Source organism: Klebsiella sp. V115_8, assembly GCF_029967715.1.
In the GTDB taxonomy this organism is placed as follows: Bacteria; Pseudomonadota; Gammaproteobacteria; order Enterobacterales; family Enterobacteriaceae; genus Klebsiella; species Klebsiella quasipneumoniae.
Genome location: NZ_JASCAR010000002.1, coordinates 243207 through 260195, shown reverse-complemented (window position 1 = coordinate 260195; position 16989 = coordinate 243207). Strand labels below are relative to the sequence as shown.

At 56.1% G+C, this 16989-nt stretch carries 8 protein-coding genes; all 8 read right to left on the bottom strand.

The genetic code is table 11. The features are described from left to right. Positions 1-14: 14 nt before the first annotated feature. The gene (locus QLG03_RS03615; RefSeq protein ID WP_282473585.1) at positions 15-10115 is read right to left on the bottom strand and encodes a carbohydrate binding domain-containing protein; all 10101 of its coding nucleotides are present in this window, start codon (positions 10113-10115) and stop codon (positions 15-17) included. Between the two features lie 62 nt (positions 10116-10177). Beyond that, positions 10178-10771, bottom strand: coding sequence for a tail assembly protein (locus QLG03_RS03610; protein ID WP_217966045.1), 594 nt, complete (start codon positions 10769-10771; stop codon positions 10178-10180). 50 nt (positions 10772-10821) lie between these two features. After that, entirely contained in the window at positions 10822-11169 is a 348-nt protein-coding gene (locus QLG03_RS03605) for a hypothetical protein (protein WP_282473584.1), read from the bottom strand. 32 nt (positions 11170-11201) lie between these two features. Next, a complete protein-coding gene (locus QLG03_RS03600) occupies positions 11202-11912 on the bottom strand; it encodes a C40 family peptidase (protein WP_282473583.1) in 711 nt (236 codons plus the stop codon). A 1-nt stretch (position 11913) separates the two neighbouring features. After that, the gene (locus QLG03_RS03595) at positions 11914-12669 is read right to left on the bottom strand and encodes a phage minor tail protein L (protein ID WP_282473582.1); all 756 of its coding nucleotides are present in this window, start codon (positions 12667-12669) and stop codon (positions 11914-11916) included. Next, positions 12666-13004 (bottom strand): phage tail protein, encoded by a 339-nt coding sequence (locus QLG03_RS03590; protein ID WP_032418052.1) that lies wholly within the window; start codon positions 13002-13004, stop codon positions 12666-12668. The genes QLG03_RS03595 and QLG03_RS03590 overlap by 4 nt, the downstream gene beginning before the upstream one ends. Further along, positions 13004-16348 carry a phage tail tape measure protein gene (locus tag QLG03_RS03585; protein WP_282473581.1) on the bottom strand — a complete coding sequence of 1115 codons (3345 nt, stop codon included), beginning with the start codon at positions 16346-16348 and terminating at the stop codon, positions 13004-13006. The genes QLG03_RS03590 and QLG03_RS03585 overlap by 1 nt, the downstream gene beginning before the upstream one ends. A 232-nt stretch (positions 16349-16580) precedes the next feature. Further along, a complete protein-coding gene (locus QLG03_RS03580; protein ID WP_014228914.1) occupies positions 16581-16946 on the bottom strand; it encodes a phage tail protein in 366 nt (121 codons plus the stop codon). Between the last annotated feature and the right edge of the window lie 43 nt (positions 16947-16989).

Here is a 16989-nt window from a genome sequence, read left to right as displayed (position 1 = left end):
GGGCCGCCTCCATGTTACGGCGTGGACGATCCACGAATTACGTTGTTATTCCGCGCCGCGAAAGCGTCGAATCGTGAAAGGATGGTTAATACCATCTGACCATTACGATCAAGGTAACAGCCGTAGCGCAGGATTGCATCGCCGGTGCCAGCAGGGACGACGAACGACATGTTGTCGACGTTCATCGACTCTTGCGCCGTCAGCAGGCGTGTAGCTCCGCCAGTCTCATAGGCCAGCTCTACGCCGATCTCCATGCTGCCGCCGCCAGAAGTCGCGCCAGTGCCACGCAGCAACATGGCATACGACAGGAAGCCCGGATCGAGGCCGCCATCTGAACCAGGCGAATAAGACATACCCGCCCTGAGTTTCGCGCCGCCGTCGATGTTGATGCTATCGGTTTGCAAGAGTCCGCCGCGAATATTGATCACCTGGTCGAAGTTCTGGCGACGGAATCGGGCCAGCTCGAACCACTGCCATGTCGCCTTCGGCACTTTGCGAGTGCGGTGCTGCGCGATGTTGATGGCGAAGGAACCAATATCGCCCTCAATCCTGTTAGCGTACACAGTACCGTTGAACCAGCCGTCAGTCGCATAAACCGCGCCACGAACGACAACGTTGTTGAACTGCGAGCTACCGTCTTTGCCGATGCGCCAGCCCTGCGAGCCATCCACGAAGTTGTTAGACTTGATCTCGTTGCCGATCTTCGCGTTGGTGATCGAACCGTCGCGGATCAGCGCTTCCTGCATGTACGCCACGCCGTTCTGAACCACGAACGGGTAAGTTTTGTTCGTCCCGCCGGTGTACACGGCGAAGGTGTCGGCCATGACCAGGAACTGAGATGAGCCGCTTGCGTCGATACCAAGCTGAATACCAGCAATGCGCGGGTTGCCGCCGCCGGTGTCAGTCTGAACTTTGACGCCCCACTGCGCCGACAGCTTGCCGTTGATATCCGCAACCGCCGTTGAGGTCTGCTGTACGGTAGCGCTCATGCCATCCATTGACGCGTTGATCGTGTCGATCTGCTGCGCCGTTGCAGACTCAAGATCCACCACTGCCTTGTTCGTCTGGGTGATGGCCGCCTGGTTATCACCGATTTGCGCGCGCAGTTGCTGGAAGCCGTTAGCCATCGCCAGACCGTTCGCCGCTGTCGTCTCGTTCAGGCCGTCAATCGCCGACTCTGCATCATCAACGCGGGAAGTGATGCTATTCAGCGCCGTTGAGTTGGCGGTGATCTTCCCTTCCGCGTTGGTAACGCGGGTAGTCAGCTGAGATACGGCTGACGCGCTGGCCTTCGTGTCGACCACGCCGGACAGATCGGAAAGGTCGCTGTTCAGCTTGGTGATGGCCTGCCCCTGAGTGGTCAGGGTGTTGCCCTGCTGGGTGACTGTCGACTGCAAGCTGGTGATGGCGTTGGCGTTCGCCGTGATCTTCCCGTTCGCGGTGCTGAGGTCGGAAGTAAGCTGAGTGATCGCCGTGCCCTGCGACGTGATCTTACCTTCCGCCGACGTGACGCGGGTCGTCAGGTTGGTGATAGCCGTCGCGTTCGCTGCGTTGTTGATCTCGTCGGTGACGTCCACAAAGAAAATGTCGTCAAAGTAGAAGTTACCGGCAGTCAAAAGCACGTTAATGCTGAAAGCGATGTTTTGATCGCTTGCTGGCACCCAATCGCCAGTAATCAGAGTCCAGCTTGTTCCTACGTTACTTTGCGAGTATTCGACCTGATGAATCGGGCCAGCGCCGGTGTCGGCATTGCCGATCCTGAACTTGTTATTTCCTTGGTTTCCGATGGTCGTGTTTGAATCGCGGCGCATGTAGCCGCCGTAACGGTAGGTGCGGCCTTTCTTGATCCCGAGGATGACCTGAGACACTGCCACGTTACCGCCAGAAAGCCCGCGCATAATATATGCGCCAGTTCGTGGCGATTGAGCCGCGTAGATATCCGCGTAAGCGTTAAAACCGCTCCAGTTATCAGTGCCACGCTCAAAACCAGAGTTTGCAACCATGTTGTTGGGATTGGTTGCCAGTGCTACCGCGTCATTCGTTAAGCTGGATTTCAGCTGCGTGAGAGCGTTCGCCTGTGCTGCGATATCTTTCCCGTTCTGCGTCACGGTGCTGGTCAGCGTGCTTAACGCGTCGCTATTCGCCTTGATCGTCACTTCTTCGGTAATGTCGTAAACCTTGAAGGAGTCGATCCAGACTTCCGCGTTTGCTGGGTGGCAATACATACCGAACGCCGAGCCATCGAAGCCGGTGGCCGGGGTCAGATCTGTCTCCCACGTCAGAGTCTGCCAGCTGGTCGTCAGGGTGTTGTTTTTGTCGACGTAAGAGCCTTCAACACTGCCGTTATAGTTCCAGCGGCGCATTAGCAGGTTCATCGCCCCACTGACACCCTTCGCGCGCACAACATAACGGTAGCGGCGCTGTCCGTTCTGCGGGATCGGCTTCTTGTTGTTGGCGAAGATGCCAGGCGAGTTGCCGTCTGTGCGCACCATACGCACGCCAACTTTGCCGTCGCCATAGTCGCCGAAAGTCACCTTGCTGGCGTTCTGCACGTTGAAGGCGGTGTCGCCTTGCAGAAAGTCGAAGTTCTGAACGAGGTTTTCGCCGGTACGGCGGTACGCCTCAAGACCATTTGTCAGCTGGGTGATGGCTGTTCCCTGGCTCTCGATCTTGCCTTCTGCGGTGGTGACGCGAGACTGCAACGCGTTTACCGCGCTGGCGTCGGCCTTCTGGCTCAACGTGCCGTTAATGGTGTTGATTTCGCCGGTTAGCTTGGTGATCGAGTCAGCTTGTGCGGTGATTTTGCCTTCCGCTGAGGTCACGCGACTGGTCAAGCCGGAGATGGCCGAAGAGTTCGCGTCTGCGGTGGTCTGCGCTGCGTGCGCGTCGGTCACGTCGGTAATAACGAGGTCGTCGATATACAGACGATAACCCGGGCCGCCAGCGGTGCCGCGAGTGGAGATCCACAAACGGCCGCGAGTCTTCTGCTTGCCGTCAAGCGCCAGCTTGCCGGAGAACTTGACCCATTTACCACGACCGCCGCCAGCTGTCAGCGCTGCCTCGTTGATGGCAAAAGCTGTCGGCCATGCTGCGGTGCCTGCTGCGGTGCGAACGATCATCCCGACGTTACAGCCCCAGCCATCCGGTGGCGTCTCGCCTTCCGGCATCATTGCCCAGCATTCATAGCGATAAACGGCGTTTTCGCGGATGGTGGTTTCATAGCCGAACTGCTTGTCAGAGTTGCCGGTTTCACCGTCAGCACGGCGACATTTGAGCGACTTCGAACCGCTGAATGCGTATTCAGTGGTTACGGCAGCATTCGCCCCGCCGATGGTCTGGCCGTCAGCGTATGACTCAAACGACCCGTCAACCCATGGGTTGCTATTCGAATACTGCTGAGTCTTGAGGCTGTTAGTCAGGTTAGTGATCGCGTTGCTCTGCGACGTAATGTCGTTGCCCTGCTGCGTTACCTTCGTGTTCAGCGAGGTGATCGCGTCGGCGTTCCCTTTAATGTTCGTCTCGTTGGTGATATCGACCACATAGACGTCGTCAAAGTACATCACGCCGGTTTTAAGAAACGCAGTGAGCTGGAATTTTGCGACGGTGTTTTTTGACGCTGTCCAGTCCATGGATACGTGTTGCCACGTATTGGTGAACGGCCCGTAATTGACACCGGCCAGCAGGTTATCTGAACCGTCAGCAATGCGGAATTTAGTGTTAGCAGGATCTTGAATCTCGGTGCCTGCGTTCTGTCTGGCGAACACCCCGAAGCGGTAACGGCGGCCTTGTGTAACCTCAATGCTTTGGCCGATTTTGACGCCAGCGCCAGCATTCATTCTAAGGATTTTCCCTCCAGAATGCGGGTTAGTGGCATCAATAACATCTGCTAGATCCGACCACCCATCAAAAGCAACCTGTCCGCGTTCAAACGAGGCGTTTGCCAGCAGGTTCCCCGGGATCTTGCCTTGGGCGTCCATGGCCGACTCGGTGTTGCTGATGCTGTTGGTAAGCTGGGTGATTGATTGACCCTGAGACGCGATTTTGCCCTCCGCGCTGGTTACGCGGGTTGTCAGGGCGTTAAGCGCACTTGCATCCGCCTTGCTGTTCACGACACCAGTTAGGGTCGACAGATCGCTGGTCAGCGTGGTAATCGCCTGGCCCTGAGATGTGATCTTCCCTTCTGCGTTGGTCACACGGGTGGTCAGCTGGCTAATCGCCGTAGCGTTAGCGTCGGCCTTGCCTTCTGCGTTCGCGGCTGCGGTGACGTCCCGCACCTGCCAGTCAGTGGCGTACCATACAGTGCCGAAGTCCGGGCCTGCCTGGTTGATTTGCAGGAACGGGCGGAAATAGCCTTTTGCTGCGTGCGTGGCGTTCGGCTTGAATCGCCATGTGGTTCGCGTCCACTGTGCGCCGGTTGCTGCGGAGATCTGGCCGCCGTTCGCCTGCGGCTGGCCGATGCTGCCCGATACCTGCGTTGACGTCCCGATGTAGTGTTGGAATGGTGCCGTCCCGGTGCCGCACGCTGCCAGTACGGAGATCTCGAACACCTGCCCTTCGCGGCAAGGGATGTTGTTCATCACCGGGACGTGATCGCGGTACTGACACTTGATCGCCCACGCGTAAGGGCATCCGGCAGGAACACCTTCTGACGTGGTAGAGACAACGGTCATGCCCATTTGCGGGTATGCAGGGTCAACCGTCGGGTTCGGGATGAGGTTAGCGGCCTGCGTCAGAATCCCCTTGATCGATGAGTTGATCGAGGTGATTGATTCAGCCTGAGAGTCAATCTTCCCTTCGGCCGCCGTTACACGCGAGGTCAGGCTGCTGATCGCGCCAGTGTTGGCCGTGATCTTGCCGTTCGCCGTCGACAGGTCGTTGGTGAGCTGGGTAATGGCGTTGCCCTGGGAGGTGATCTTGCCCTCGGCGTTGCTTACGCGAGTTGTAAGCGACTGCAACGCGCTTGCGTCGGCCTTATTGTTTAACGCGGTGTTGATATCCTTCACCGAGTTATTGAGGGTCAGGATTGCGCTGCTGTTCGCGTCGACCTTCCCGGCGGTCTGTTCTACCTGGGAGGAAATAACCTGCGCAGCGGACGCCGCAGCCATCTGACCGGCACCACTGAACAATTGATCGACGTTGTCGGACAGCTTGAGGCCGAAGTTGATGTAAAAGCCGCCGGTCATCTGAGCCACGACGAACTCGATGGTGTTCCAGCCCTTTTTAAGAGCAAGTGAGTATTTCGTGGTGCTCGCGCCAAGTGATGCAGTCTCGACGCTGTTCACATAAAGGCGGCCGGTGTCGTCAACGATGCGTGACCCAGGGGCGATCTCGATGGTCTTGTCGGCGTTGAGGTAAACCAGCGACTTCGCGTAGGCGATTTTGTAGTCGCCGTATGACTGAAAATCCAGCTTGGCCGCGTCGGCCATCTCGGATACTGCCAGCGGCGGCGCGCCTGCGAGATCGGTTAACTTCGGCACGTAGCCGGTATTAACCTTGATGTCGAAGATCTTGGTTAGCCAGTATTTGGCTTTGCCGTTCTGAGCCGTGTTCTGCAAATCGGTGATGGCGCTACCCTGCGACGCCAGCTTGTCACCCTGCTGGCTAACAGTGGTTTGCAATTGCTGCAACGCGCTTGCATCGGCTTTGTTCGCAACCTGTCCCTGCAAGGTGCTTACGTCGCCTTTAAGCTGGGTGATCGACTGGCTGTTAGTGCTGATGGCACCTTCTGCTGCGGTGACGCGGGTAGTCAGCCCGGTGATCGCGCTGGCGTTCGCAGCGTTGTTAATTTCGTCTGTTACGTCGACGAAAAAAACATCATCAAAGTAAAGCTCGCCGGTGTTGATCAGGAAATTAATCCCGAAGGTGATGTTCTGGTCACTGGCTGGGACGTAGTCCTTAGTAAGCAGCGTCCAGTTAGTCCCTACGTTGCTCTGAGAGAACGGGAGTTCAGACAGCGGGCCTGCGCCGGTATCAGCGTTGCCGATCCTGAACTTGTTGTTGCCAGCGTTACCGATGACCAGATCGCCGCTGCGCTTAACGTATCCGCCGAAGCGGTAGGTGCGGCCTTTTTTCAGGCTCGCCACTACCTGAGAGATCGCCGTAGTGCCACCAGCCTTGCCGCGCAGGATTTTGGCCCCTGAATGCGGGACTTGAGCCGCGTAGATATCCGAGTACGAGTTGAAGCCAGTCCATGCTGCCTTATCACGCTCGAAGCCGGTGTTCGTCAGCAGGTTGTTCGGATTAGCGACCAGCGCGATAGCGTCGTTGTTGATCGTGCTCTCAAGGCCGGTGATCAGGCTGCTGTTAGCCGTCACGCGTCCGTCAATGTTTGAAACGTCGGTTTTCAGCTGATTGATCGCGGTGGTGTTCGCGCCGATCTTGCCGTTGGCGTCAGTCAGGCCGGATTGTAACTGCGTGAGAGCCTGGGCCTGCGATTGGTTCTCGCTGGTCAGCGTGTCAAGGCGCTGGGTGACTGCGGCCTTGTTGGCGTTGTAGTCGGTGCGCAGCGTGTTAACGTCGCTTGAGATGGCCTGTTCTGCGGTGACGCGGGTCTGGCGTTCGTTGTAGATAATGCCCGTCACCAGCTTGGCCGGGTCGGTTCCCTCATAGTTGCCGCGAAGCTGAACGGCCAGCGTGTTGCGCGCTGCGGCTTCGGCGGAGTCCGCCGCTGTCATGGCGGTCTTTAGATCCTGGATCTGAGCCTGAGACGCGCCCGGGGTCGGTCGGCCGACGGCCATCCAGTCAACGGCGAAATAATTATCCGCATCCTGATTGCTTGAGAAGTCCAGGCGCAGGCGGCGGATGGTGCCGGAGTTGGCCCACAGAAGATCCGGGATGGAAACGACGCTGATGCCGGTGGCCGGGTCAAAGTCAGGTGCCGGAATTGCTACAGAGCGCGATGATTCCCAGCCTTTCTCATCGACGCCAATCCAGTACAGACGGCCAGCCCACGCAGGATTCCCCACGCGCTTCATGCGAAGCCTAATGTATTTGTAGCTCTGCCCGTCAATTGCCAGCGGGTTTGGCGAACGCATGGTTGACGACGCACCAGCAGGGTAGATCCAGCCGTCGCTGTCAACCGGAAGGATGTTGATGTTGCTGTCATCCGACGCCCAGCCTTCGGCATCCTTATCGAAATACCAGATCTTGAGGCTGTCGAACTGCTCGCCAGTGCCTGCCGCGATGGATGCCATTTGCTGCGCCAGACTGTCGAAGCCGTCTTGCATCGTGGTGTTGGTCGTGCTGATCTGCGCTTCGACTTCGTTTTTTGTCGCCAGCAGGTTGGCCGCAGCCTGGGCCGCCACTTCTGCGTCGTCGGTTTCAGCCTTGGCGATAGCGTCAGCCACGTCGCTTGCCGCTTTATTTGCGGTTGCCAGATCTCCGGCCTGCCGGTCGAGAATCTCCTGAGCAATAGCCTCGGCGTTAGCGGCGCCAGCATTCGCAGCGTCGGTGATGTCCTTAGCGTTCTGCTGGATGTCAGCAAGCTGGTCGTTCAGCTGCTGCTGTTGCTGCTTGTTGGTTGCTACAGCGCCGTCAGCAGTCACCTGTGCAGCCTGGGCGGCATCCTTAGCAGCCTGGGCGCTGTCTGAAACCTCTTTAATACCACCAGTTAGCTCTTCGTAGGTATCCGTGTCTTTAATTGCATCATCGAGTTGCTGGTAATAGTCATCGACGTTATCGCTGGACATTCCATGCACCCAGCCGGTCCATGGCGAGGCATTACCGAGGCGGTCGACCAGGCGTGCGCGATACCAGAACTGTGTGGCAATCTTCAGCCCCATCTGCTGGTACTTTTTACCGGGATACGCTAAATCGGTCAGCGGCAGCGCGCCTTTACCGTCCTGATCAGGGCTGTACTGCAGCTCAGTGCGCTGGGTATCCTCCGCCCCCTCAGGGAACTCCCAGCGGATCTCAATTCCCGCGGTCAGTGATGCCGTCGTTAACGCCAGCGGCGGCAGCGGTTCACCAACTTTCCCGGTCAGGGTCTTCTCTTCGGAATACGCCCAGCCACTCGAAATCTCCGCCGCATTGATCGCGCGGACACGCACCAGATAGCGGCCGGCATAAATACCGCTAACCTCGAACGAAGTGGTTGAGTTACGTGGCACGCTGATCCAGTTTCCCTCATTTCGTCGCCACTGCGCCTCATAGGAAATCGCACCGCTGACCGCTGACCAGTTGACCTGCATCGTTTCGACGCTGATCCCCTGATTCACGACCGAGCGGGATGTGATGACAATATCGTCAGGAGGTGACTGGTTGCCCGCCGGCAATACGCTAACCGGGCGCTGATCGATAATAGCGCCGGTATCGATGCGGGCGAATTTATCCGGGTCGTGAGCCACGCCGGTGATGGTGAGGGTGGCATCGCTGTTCTCTTTTACTCCTGTAACCCGGTACTGCTGCAGGAAGAGATCATCGGATTCAAAGGCCCAGACGCATTCCCGTTCTGGGGTCTCACTGTACGCCGTTGTGACCGTAATCTGCCGGCGTCCGTTAACAGCCTGAATAGTCCGGCTCTGCGAGATCCCGGATGGCAGGTTTAGCTGGAGGCGATCGCCAGGTTTGGCATCCACATCACGATCCAGCGTAATCACCCGGCCATTCACCGCGCTGATTCGCCCGCCGTTGACCCGTCCGGCCAGCAACTCATCCGCCAGGGCAATGATATAGCCGGGTTGAGGAATGCGACCGTCCAGCCCCACATCAATTTCGACCATGCGGTCCTTATTGTTGGTCAGTATGCCCCACAGCCCCTTACGGTGGGCTTCGCTCTGGCGCGTACAGCCAATCGCGGTCAGTTCCAGCTGGTTAAAACTGTAGCGGGAAACCAGTTCCGGGATAAACGCCGGCTCCATTGCATCAGCATAAGCATTATCCGGATCAGACCAGGAAACCAGGGCGTTGGTGTACCGAACCTGGCTGCTGCTGCTCGAATAACGGGGTTTGCCGACAATATTGGCGCGCGTATAGGTAAAGTCGACATCACGCGGCATATCAGCCTGCACAACAATCTGCTCACCGTTCCAGCAGGTCATGCCCCGGAAAATGGCGGCAAAGTCTCGCAGCACAGTGTAAGCATCGTTGCGTTCCTGGACATAGACGTTACAGGTATAGCGAGGCTCCATGCCATCACCACCGCGCCCGTCAGGAACCAGCTGATCGCAGTACTGTGCAATCTGGTACAACGTCCATTTTGAAATATTGGCGCTGCTCAGACGATTACCGAGACCAAAACGGTCAGCTATAACAATGTCGTAATAGATCCAGGCCGGGTTATCCGTCCAAGCCCATTTAAACCCGCCGGTCCAGACGCCGGTATATTCGCGGGTTTCCGGATTGTAGTTATCCGGCACACGAATCACGCGCCCACGCGGCTCACAGGAAATTTGCGGAATGGAGCCATTAAACTGGCTGGAGTCGAACTCGATATAAAGCAGCGCGGTGTTGGGATAACGCAGCTTCGCGTCAATCACTTCGGTATAGCTCTGCAGCGTCATCACGTCGCCAACTTTGACACTGTTTGCATCCGGAGAGATTTTACGCAGGCGTAGCGTCCAGGTACTGCCGGCATGGGGCAGATCAATACGATGGCTCCGCTCATAACCGGAGGTGGTTTTACCCGTGACAGCGGTTTCCAGCACCGTCTGCCATGCGCCGCCGTCGGTCTGCAGGTCAATCGCATACTTGACGGTATTGCCCACCACGTCGCCGTCATCTTCCTGTTTCATCAGGGACGGCCATTTCAGACGAACACGAACGGCAGAAAGCTGGGTATTAGTAAAGGTATGGGTCCAGGCTGTCTTGCTGGAAACTTCCGTTCCTACACTGATTTCATTTTCAGTACCGGGAATACCCTGAATATAAGTCTGAGCCTGCGTGCCGGGGCGAAATTCCCAGGACACGCCACTGAAGTTTTGCGAACCATCAGCATTTTCAAGCGGGGTGCCATCAAGATAAATATCTTTTCCGGTTAAACCACCTGCAAATTCACCTTCACCTAATGCGAGCAGAATTTTGGCTTTCGCGACGGACTGTAAATCATCCGGCTGTTCCGTCGGTGTACGCTGCTTTGAGCCGCCACCCTTGCGCCCTTTAATTATGTTATTTGCCATATAACGCCCATAAAAAAAGCCACCGCAGGGTGGCTTGAATTGGATGGTTTACTGAATAAAACTTATTGCTGGTCTTCTACGTAAATACCGGCAGATATAATGGCGCCGCCAATTCGGCGTTTGCCATAAAGCAAAGGGACTGGGTATCCCTGAGAGGCAGTGTTCGTCACGCCCCCAAAGGCGTACGACGCTTTATTGTCAGCGGATTCTTTTCGTGCCAGGCCAGCTGGCTGTGGAGAAAGCATCTGAACGACGCCACCGAGTATCATCGCAGCCCCCATTTTATAACCAAATGCTGACACGGGGTTGCCAGGAACAAAGTAAGAGCCGACAGCAGAGGCAACAATAATAACTGCTCCAAGAATTGTTTGAAGCAGTCCCGCCTTTTTACTACCAATTAAAACAGGAACAATTCGGATGACTTCACCACCAACAGGAAATCCTAAATCATCCTTCCCAATATTTTTTTCACCCTTAAATACCGCATAGGTTAGTCCACGCTCTTTGCTGGTAATCATGAATTTTTCGAAGCCTGGTATCGTTGCCGATAATGCCTGCCCTGCTTCATGAACAGTGCTAATTAAACGATAGTGAATTTTCCCAAAAGTTTTACCTAATACTCCAGAAAGTATTATTTTGGTCATTGTTTCTTTCATTTGGCACCTAACAGAAAAAAGCAGCATTTCAATGCTACTTTTTATTTAACCTATTTTTGTTTGTCTACCTTGATTATTAAATCACACTCTTCTTTATTAAGATCGCCACTTTGACCTATACTCCTCTCTATCCTGCAATCACGGGCAAATTTCCTTACGCCCATCCTTGCATATTTATCACCATTGCTTGAAAGGAGTTGATATATAAAGTCATCGTCTGACCTATTATATCGTTGTTGTGCATCCATTAATGCCATCATGAATGCCATGCGTTTTACATAAATATCGACAGTGGCGCTTTCTTTTAATTGCGGATGGCGTGATAAATAATCATCAACTGTTCCCGCAAAAGTTGATGATGCCAGAAGTAATGTGGCTCCGAAGATAGCTTTTTTCATTCCCTATATCCTTTTGCTGTTTCAACAAAAGGTTAACATAGAGAATGATATCGAACGATTTTCATTGTCCTTTCCATCCAGTACCCACCATACGGCACGCGCTTGCTGAGATGGCCATACAGGTGATGCAGCAGCAGGTTCCCTTCCAGCAGAATCCCGGCGTGGTTCCACTTATCCGCCTGCACCTGCATGATCACCATATCACCCGGTTGCGGTGGACCATCAAACTCACGGAACCCGCATTCATACCAGCAGTCCTGATAAAAATTGTCCGGATACTCCTTTTCCCACCACGGATAATCGACGCGGTAATCGTGCAGCTCGATGCCGTGGGTTTGCCGAAAATAGCTCATCACCAGGCCCCAGCAATCGTAGTGGCCCAGCACGAATGGTCGCTCGAGGAGCGGCAACTCACCACGCGGGTGGATGGTACGGAGATCGCCTTCTGGCCAGCTGATAATATGCCAGGGGAGAAGGGTCGAGTCGCATTGCGCTTTATCCAGTTCGCTCGGCTGGGTGGTGGCGTCAGGATGGCTGTGAACAATACCGGTGATCGTTCCCCATTCCTCAACCTCCGCATAATCCTCCGGCGCCAGCACAAAATTATCTTTCGACTCTGTGGCCAGGTTCCGGCAGGGGAAATAACGCTCCACTCGCCCCCTCTGGGCGACGAGGCCGCAGGCCTCGCGCGGATATTCTGCGGCCGCATGTTCCTTGATGGCCTTAATCGTTTTCTGATGCATATCAGCTCCTGATTAATGAGGTGCCGGGGAACCCGCCAAACGGCAGCTCACTATTCTCACCATGACGTAATTTGCAGGCCGTGAGCGTTCCGTTGCAGACATCCTGCGACGGGTCATCAACTGGCTGATTGTTCCTGTCAAAATACCGGGTGCCGGCATAGTCGCACCCGTTACCGCTGCGGTATTGATTGCGGATACACCAGGTACAAATCGCATGCAGCTGGCGAGTGGGGATCACCATCCCCTGCAGGGCAAAAGGGCTGGAGAGAGTAAATTCCACCTTCTCATCGTCTTCATAATGCTTTACGTCAATGAAGAAGAGCCGCCGTTTCTCCTGCGTCGGATCGGCTGAGGCATTCCCGTCCGGAAAGTTCTTCGCATCGAGATACTGTTTTTGCGTGTCGTGGATGACAACCCGCGCCAGAGCCAGATCGTCGTAATGAAGACAGAGCGCGGATATCTTCCCGTCGATATTCCCTACCCGCAGCGTTGGCTGCGCGTCGCTGCCCGTGGTGGAGGACTCGATCCCTTCGATTTCACATGGCCAGGCTTTATACTCCCGCCCCTGCCACCAGATGCTTTTCGCCGGCAGCTTATCCAGGTCGCCGCCAGCGGCGAGGATTTCGGCTGCAGTATGGGGAACGTTATAGCCGTGGAAATACAAAACCTCGTCCAGGCCAAACGCCTGGCCATCGATCTCCAGGAGACGAACCTCATCGCCTGGCTCTAACTTCTGATAATTCGCGTTAAGGCTCATGGTTTAAATGCCTGAATAAAAGTGGCTGAAAGTGAGTAATTTCCGCCGCCCAGCGGCACCGGTTTATATTGTTCGCAGCGGAAAAGCCCCACCTCTTCCAGAGGCGGGGTCCACTGAAACGCGCGGGTGCCGGCATGACGGTCGAGGAACTGCTTAATCGGTCGGATATAGTCCTCCGTACCGACAAAACTCAGCTCCCAATCCTGTGATCGGGTGTTAATACCATCGCCGGATACCTGCGCATACCCGTCACCGAATTGCGCCTTCCGGACACGAAAGTTAACGGTCTGCTGGGGATTAACCCGCGGACTCCAGGTGAATATCTCAATAGCCATCAACGTTGCCCTTTAACTGCATTCCAGACCATCCCGCCAGGTCGCATATCCTGCGCCATCAGCTCCCTGTATTTTTTCTCCACAAACGAGCCAATCTGCTGGCCAAACTGCTCAAAACCAGACGGCGCCTGCGTTGAGGTGTTTCCGCCTTCAATCGTGATATAGACTTTTGGCCCTTCCGACGCGCCGGCGTTCTGACCACCACCGACAGCGCGTACACCCAGCGAACCATCGCCGGCACGCGTCAGTGGCATGATGGCCTCCGGCCCGGCCTCGCCAAATACGCCGGCCCCTTTTGCGAAAGCGAAGAACTGCGGAGAATCGTAGACCTGGTTGCTGTATGCACTCAGCGACGGTGAGTCGTAAACGCCGCCTTTGGCGTTAAACTGGAAGTTACTGGCGGCATTCTGGATCGCCGTCCCCGAACCTGCATCTGCAGCACCTGCGGCGCCCGTGAAAACGCTGGTCCCGACGCCCACCACGCCCATAATGGTTTGCATGACAGAACTGGTGACCAGCGCCTGAGCGGCCATATCAACGAGGTTTTTTATGACCGACTGCGTGAGCGAGGAAAACAGGTCAGCCATGTTCTCCTTAAAGCTTCTCGTCCGCGTTAGCATGCTCGTCAGGAAGTTGCTTGAGCGCTCATGGGCCGTTTCAAATAACCCGACGGCCAGGCTCTGGAATTCTCCCTGTGAGCGGTATAACTCCAGCGACGTCTGATACTGCGCATCGGCGGATTCTTTCGTCGCTTTCTGCATCAGCATTTCGTACTGTTCTTTGCTGATCGCGCTGCCCTGGTAGTACGCCTGCAGCAATGCCTGCCGCTGCGCAAGCTGATTGCGCAGCGAGACCAGTGGATCAACTTCGCCGGCGATATCCAGTGCCGGCGCCGCGATTTCATCGGCATGCGCCTGCAGCAGCTCTTTCGCGGTATCTCTGGCCAGCGTTATTCGTGCGGCCTGGTACTCTTTTTCATCAAGAAGGCGGGCTTTGAAAAGCTCAGCCAGGTCCCGGCTGGCTTCCTGCTCTTTTCGCAGAGTTTCCCGGGCGGGGGAATACTGCGCGGCCAGATCCAGTCGCTGTTTCTGGTAGTTCTCTGCGTTCATTAACAGCGCGCGCTGCAGGTCAGCATCACTGGCGCCATTTTTCTTCGCCGCTTCCTGCAGCTCCCTGTTACTGTCCTTTTCCTGCAGGTTAATTCTGGCCAGGCTGGACGCATGGGCTTCTTCAATTTGCTGCCGCAGCGTTTTGAACTGGTCGACCTTGGACTTACTGCCTTTCCCCGTGCCGGTACCGCCATCGCCGCCCCAGGGATTTCCCTCTCCGGTCTCTTTGGGGGGCGTGCTCAACGCCCCTTTCAGATCGTCCGTAAGGGAGGTTATTTTTCCCGATAAACCCAGCTGAGCCAGTGTTTTTGCATCACTGACACGCTTAATGTTTTCCTCGGTTTTGCGGAGTCCCTCGTTAACGCTATCGAGATCCGCCCGTGCACGCGCCTGGCCTTTTGTTACCCCTTCCAGCTGGCCGAAGGGGTCAAACCCTTTCAGGCTGTCGATACGACTGTCGGCATCCTGAATCTCTTTCATCAGCTGGTTACGCTGCACGACCTGGTTTTCGTACTGATCCTCCAGGTCGAACTGCTTCACATTTAACTGGTTAAGCGAGAGGCGCATCAGCGCTTCACTGGTTTCGACTACGGCATCTTTTAAATCAATGGCTGACTGCCTGGCCTCCTTTGCTTTCTCATGAAAGTAAAGGAGGCCCGAACCGGCCAGCATCGCGGCGCCGAACGGACCACCGATTAAATTTAATGCGCCTCTTGCCAGCCCCACCGCAACGGAGGCCGCGCGGGCTGATATCGACAATTGCCGGTTTGCCGCCGCCAGTTTCAGTTTCGCCTGGCTGGCCAGGTTCGTTTGCTCAGTTTCCTGCCGGATAAGCCGGGTAAACTCATCCTGGTAACTGATATTCATCCCGTACTGTTTAGCCGTCCGCTCCATCTGCCGGTAATGGCCAAACTCAGCGTCGTTCTGTTTCAGGATGGCAGCTGTCGAATCCAGCGTTTTGCGGGCAATATCCGCATCAGCCTGCGCCCTCGCTTTTACCGCCGCCTGGCTTTCCCGCCAGGCCGCGATATTCTCCCGCAGCCCTGCAGTCAGTTTCGTGGATAGCACGGGGATCAGGCTGTAAAGCGCCACGCTGGAGACGGTGTTGAAATTGTCTGCTAGGCTGTTCAGTGCCTCCGTGGCAACCTGTATCCCGCTGCGGAGTGGCCCGTTACTGCTCTGGCCGATCTTAATGACCATCCCCTCAAACGCACTGCTCAGCCCCAGCAAATCGCCGTTCAGGTTGTTAACCCTGATGGATGCCTGCTCATGCGCCGTTTTGGTACCGGTCAGGGAAGCGGTCAGCTCATCAAGCTTTGAACGGTTCTGGACCAGGATAGACGCCGCATTCAGGTTCTCCACGCCAAACAGTTTTACGGCCTGGGCCGTGGAGAGATTTTTCCCGGAAAGAATGGTCAGCGCCTGGCTGAGACCAACCACGGACGGCTTGAGGCTCTTGTCTGTGCCCTTTTCCAGGTTCAGGATGACGTTACGCAGCGCCGTGCCGGCTTCACCGCCTTTAATTTCACGCTCTGCCAGCACCTGAATCGCGGCATTCAGCTGCTCAAAACCAACGCCGGCCTGTGCGGCTGCGACGCCACCATTTTTAATGGCGGCCGCTGTATCCACAATCTCCGACGATCCGTACTTCGCGCCGGCAGCCAGCACGTTGATATAACGATCCGCTTCCTGCGCGCTCGCCCCGTACTGGTTTAAGGAGAGCGCCAGCGTTCTGGTCGCATCGGGCAGCGTTGTGCCGGCGGCCTGCGCCAGGATAAGCGCGCTGTTCGTAGCCTTCTGCAGTCCATCGGACGTTTTTAAAAGCTCCGGTTTAGCCGACGCCATCAGCTTTAACGCTTCGGCGGCCTGGCTGGCGCTGTACTCTGTCGTGCGCCCCATTTCCTGCGCAGCCAGATCCAGCGCTTTCATTTCAGCTGCAGTCGCACCGGTGATGGCCTGCAGGTCTGATAATGCCTGTCCATATTGTCTGGACGTGGTGACGATCGTGCCGATGGAAAGGCCGGCTCCTGCCAGCCCCGCCAGCCGGCTGGCCATCCCGGATATCGACAGACCGACCTTCTTATAGGCGTCCTCCGTCTTTTTCGCGTCCGCCTGGGCATTACGGTTAAACCGTCGTGACTGCTTCTCCGCATCGCCATACGCTCCCAGCAGCTGGGATTTAAAACTGGCTGCGTTCAGGTGCAGTCCGACCGCTAAAGATGCGACGTCTGCCATTACATTAATGCCCTCATGACTGCCGCGCATTCATCATCGACCCGGGATGGCGCAGGTGTGGTTTCGGTAGGTGGCGCGTTTTCATCGCCAGGACGGCGGAAAGTGCCCTGTTTCAGGAAGTAGGCTCGCCAGTGGTACAGAGTGTTTGCCGGCAATGCGGCAATTTTGGATGGGTCAGGCTCGCCCCAGCGGTCGGCCAGCCAGAAAATCAGCTCCAGCCAGGGCGAGTCACTCAGTTTTTTTCCGCTTCCTCCAGCTTGCCGATTGCGTGTTGCTTCACTTTTTCCACTGCGGCCAGCAGTTCGGGGTTTTCATGGGCCTTCAGCAGCTCGGCTGCCGTGGGTTTAAACTCATCCGGAATGGCCGTTCCATCCGGCTGAACCAGTGCATCGATGACGATCTGGATGACTTGCTCCGATGCCTCGCGCGCTGCGCCAGCTTTTGCGGTTTCAGCCATTTTCTCTTCGTAGCTGATGAGGTAATCCCCGGTCAGGCGGCGGATGAATACGGTGGCGCCAAACAACTCGGTTTTAATGACGGTTGGCTCCGATTTAAGCAACGCGGATTTCAGCGTGGACAGGTAATCTTTATCTTTCACAGGTAGTCCTTAAAAATAAAAAGCCACCCGAAGGTGGCTGTTT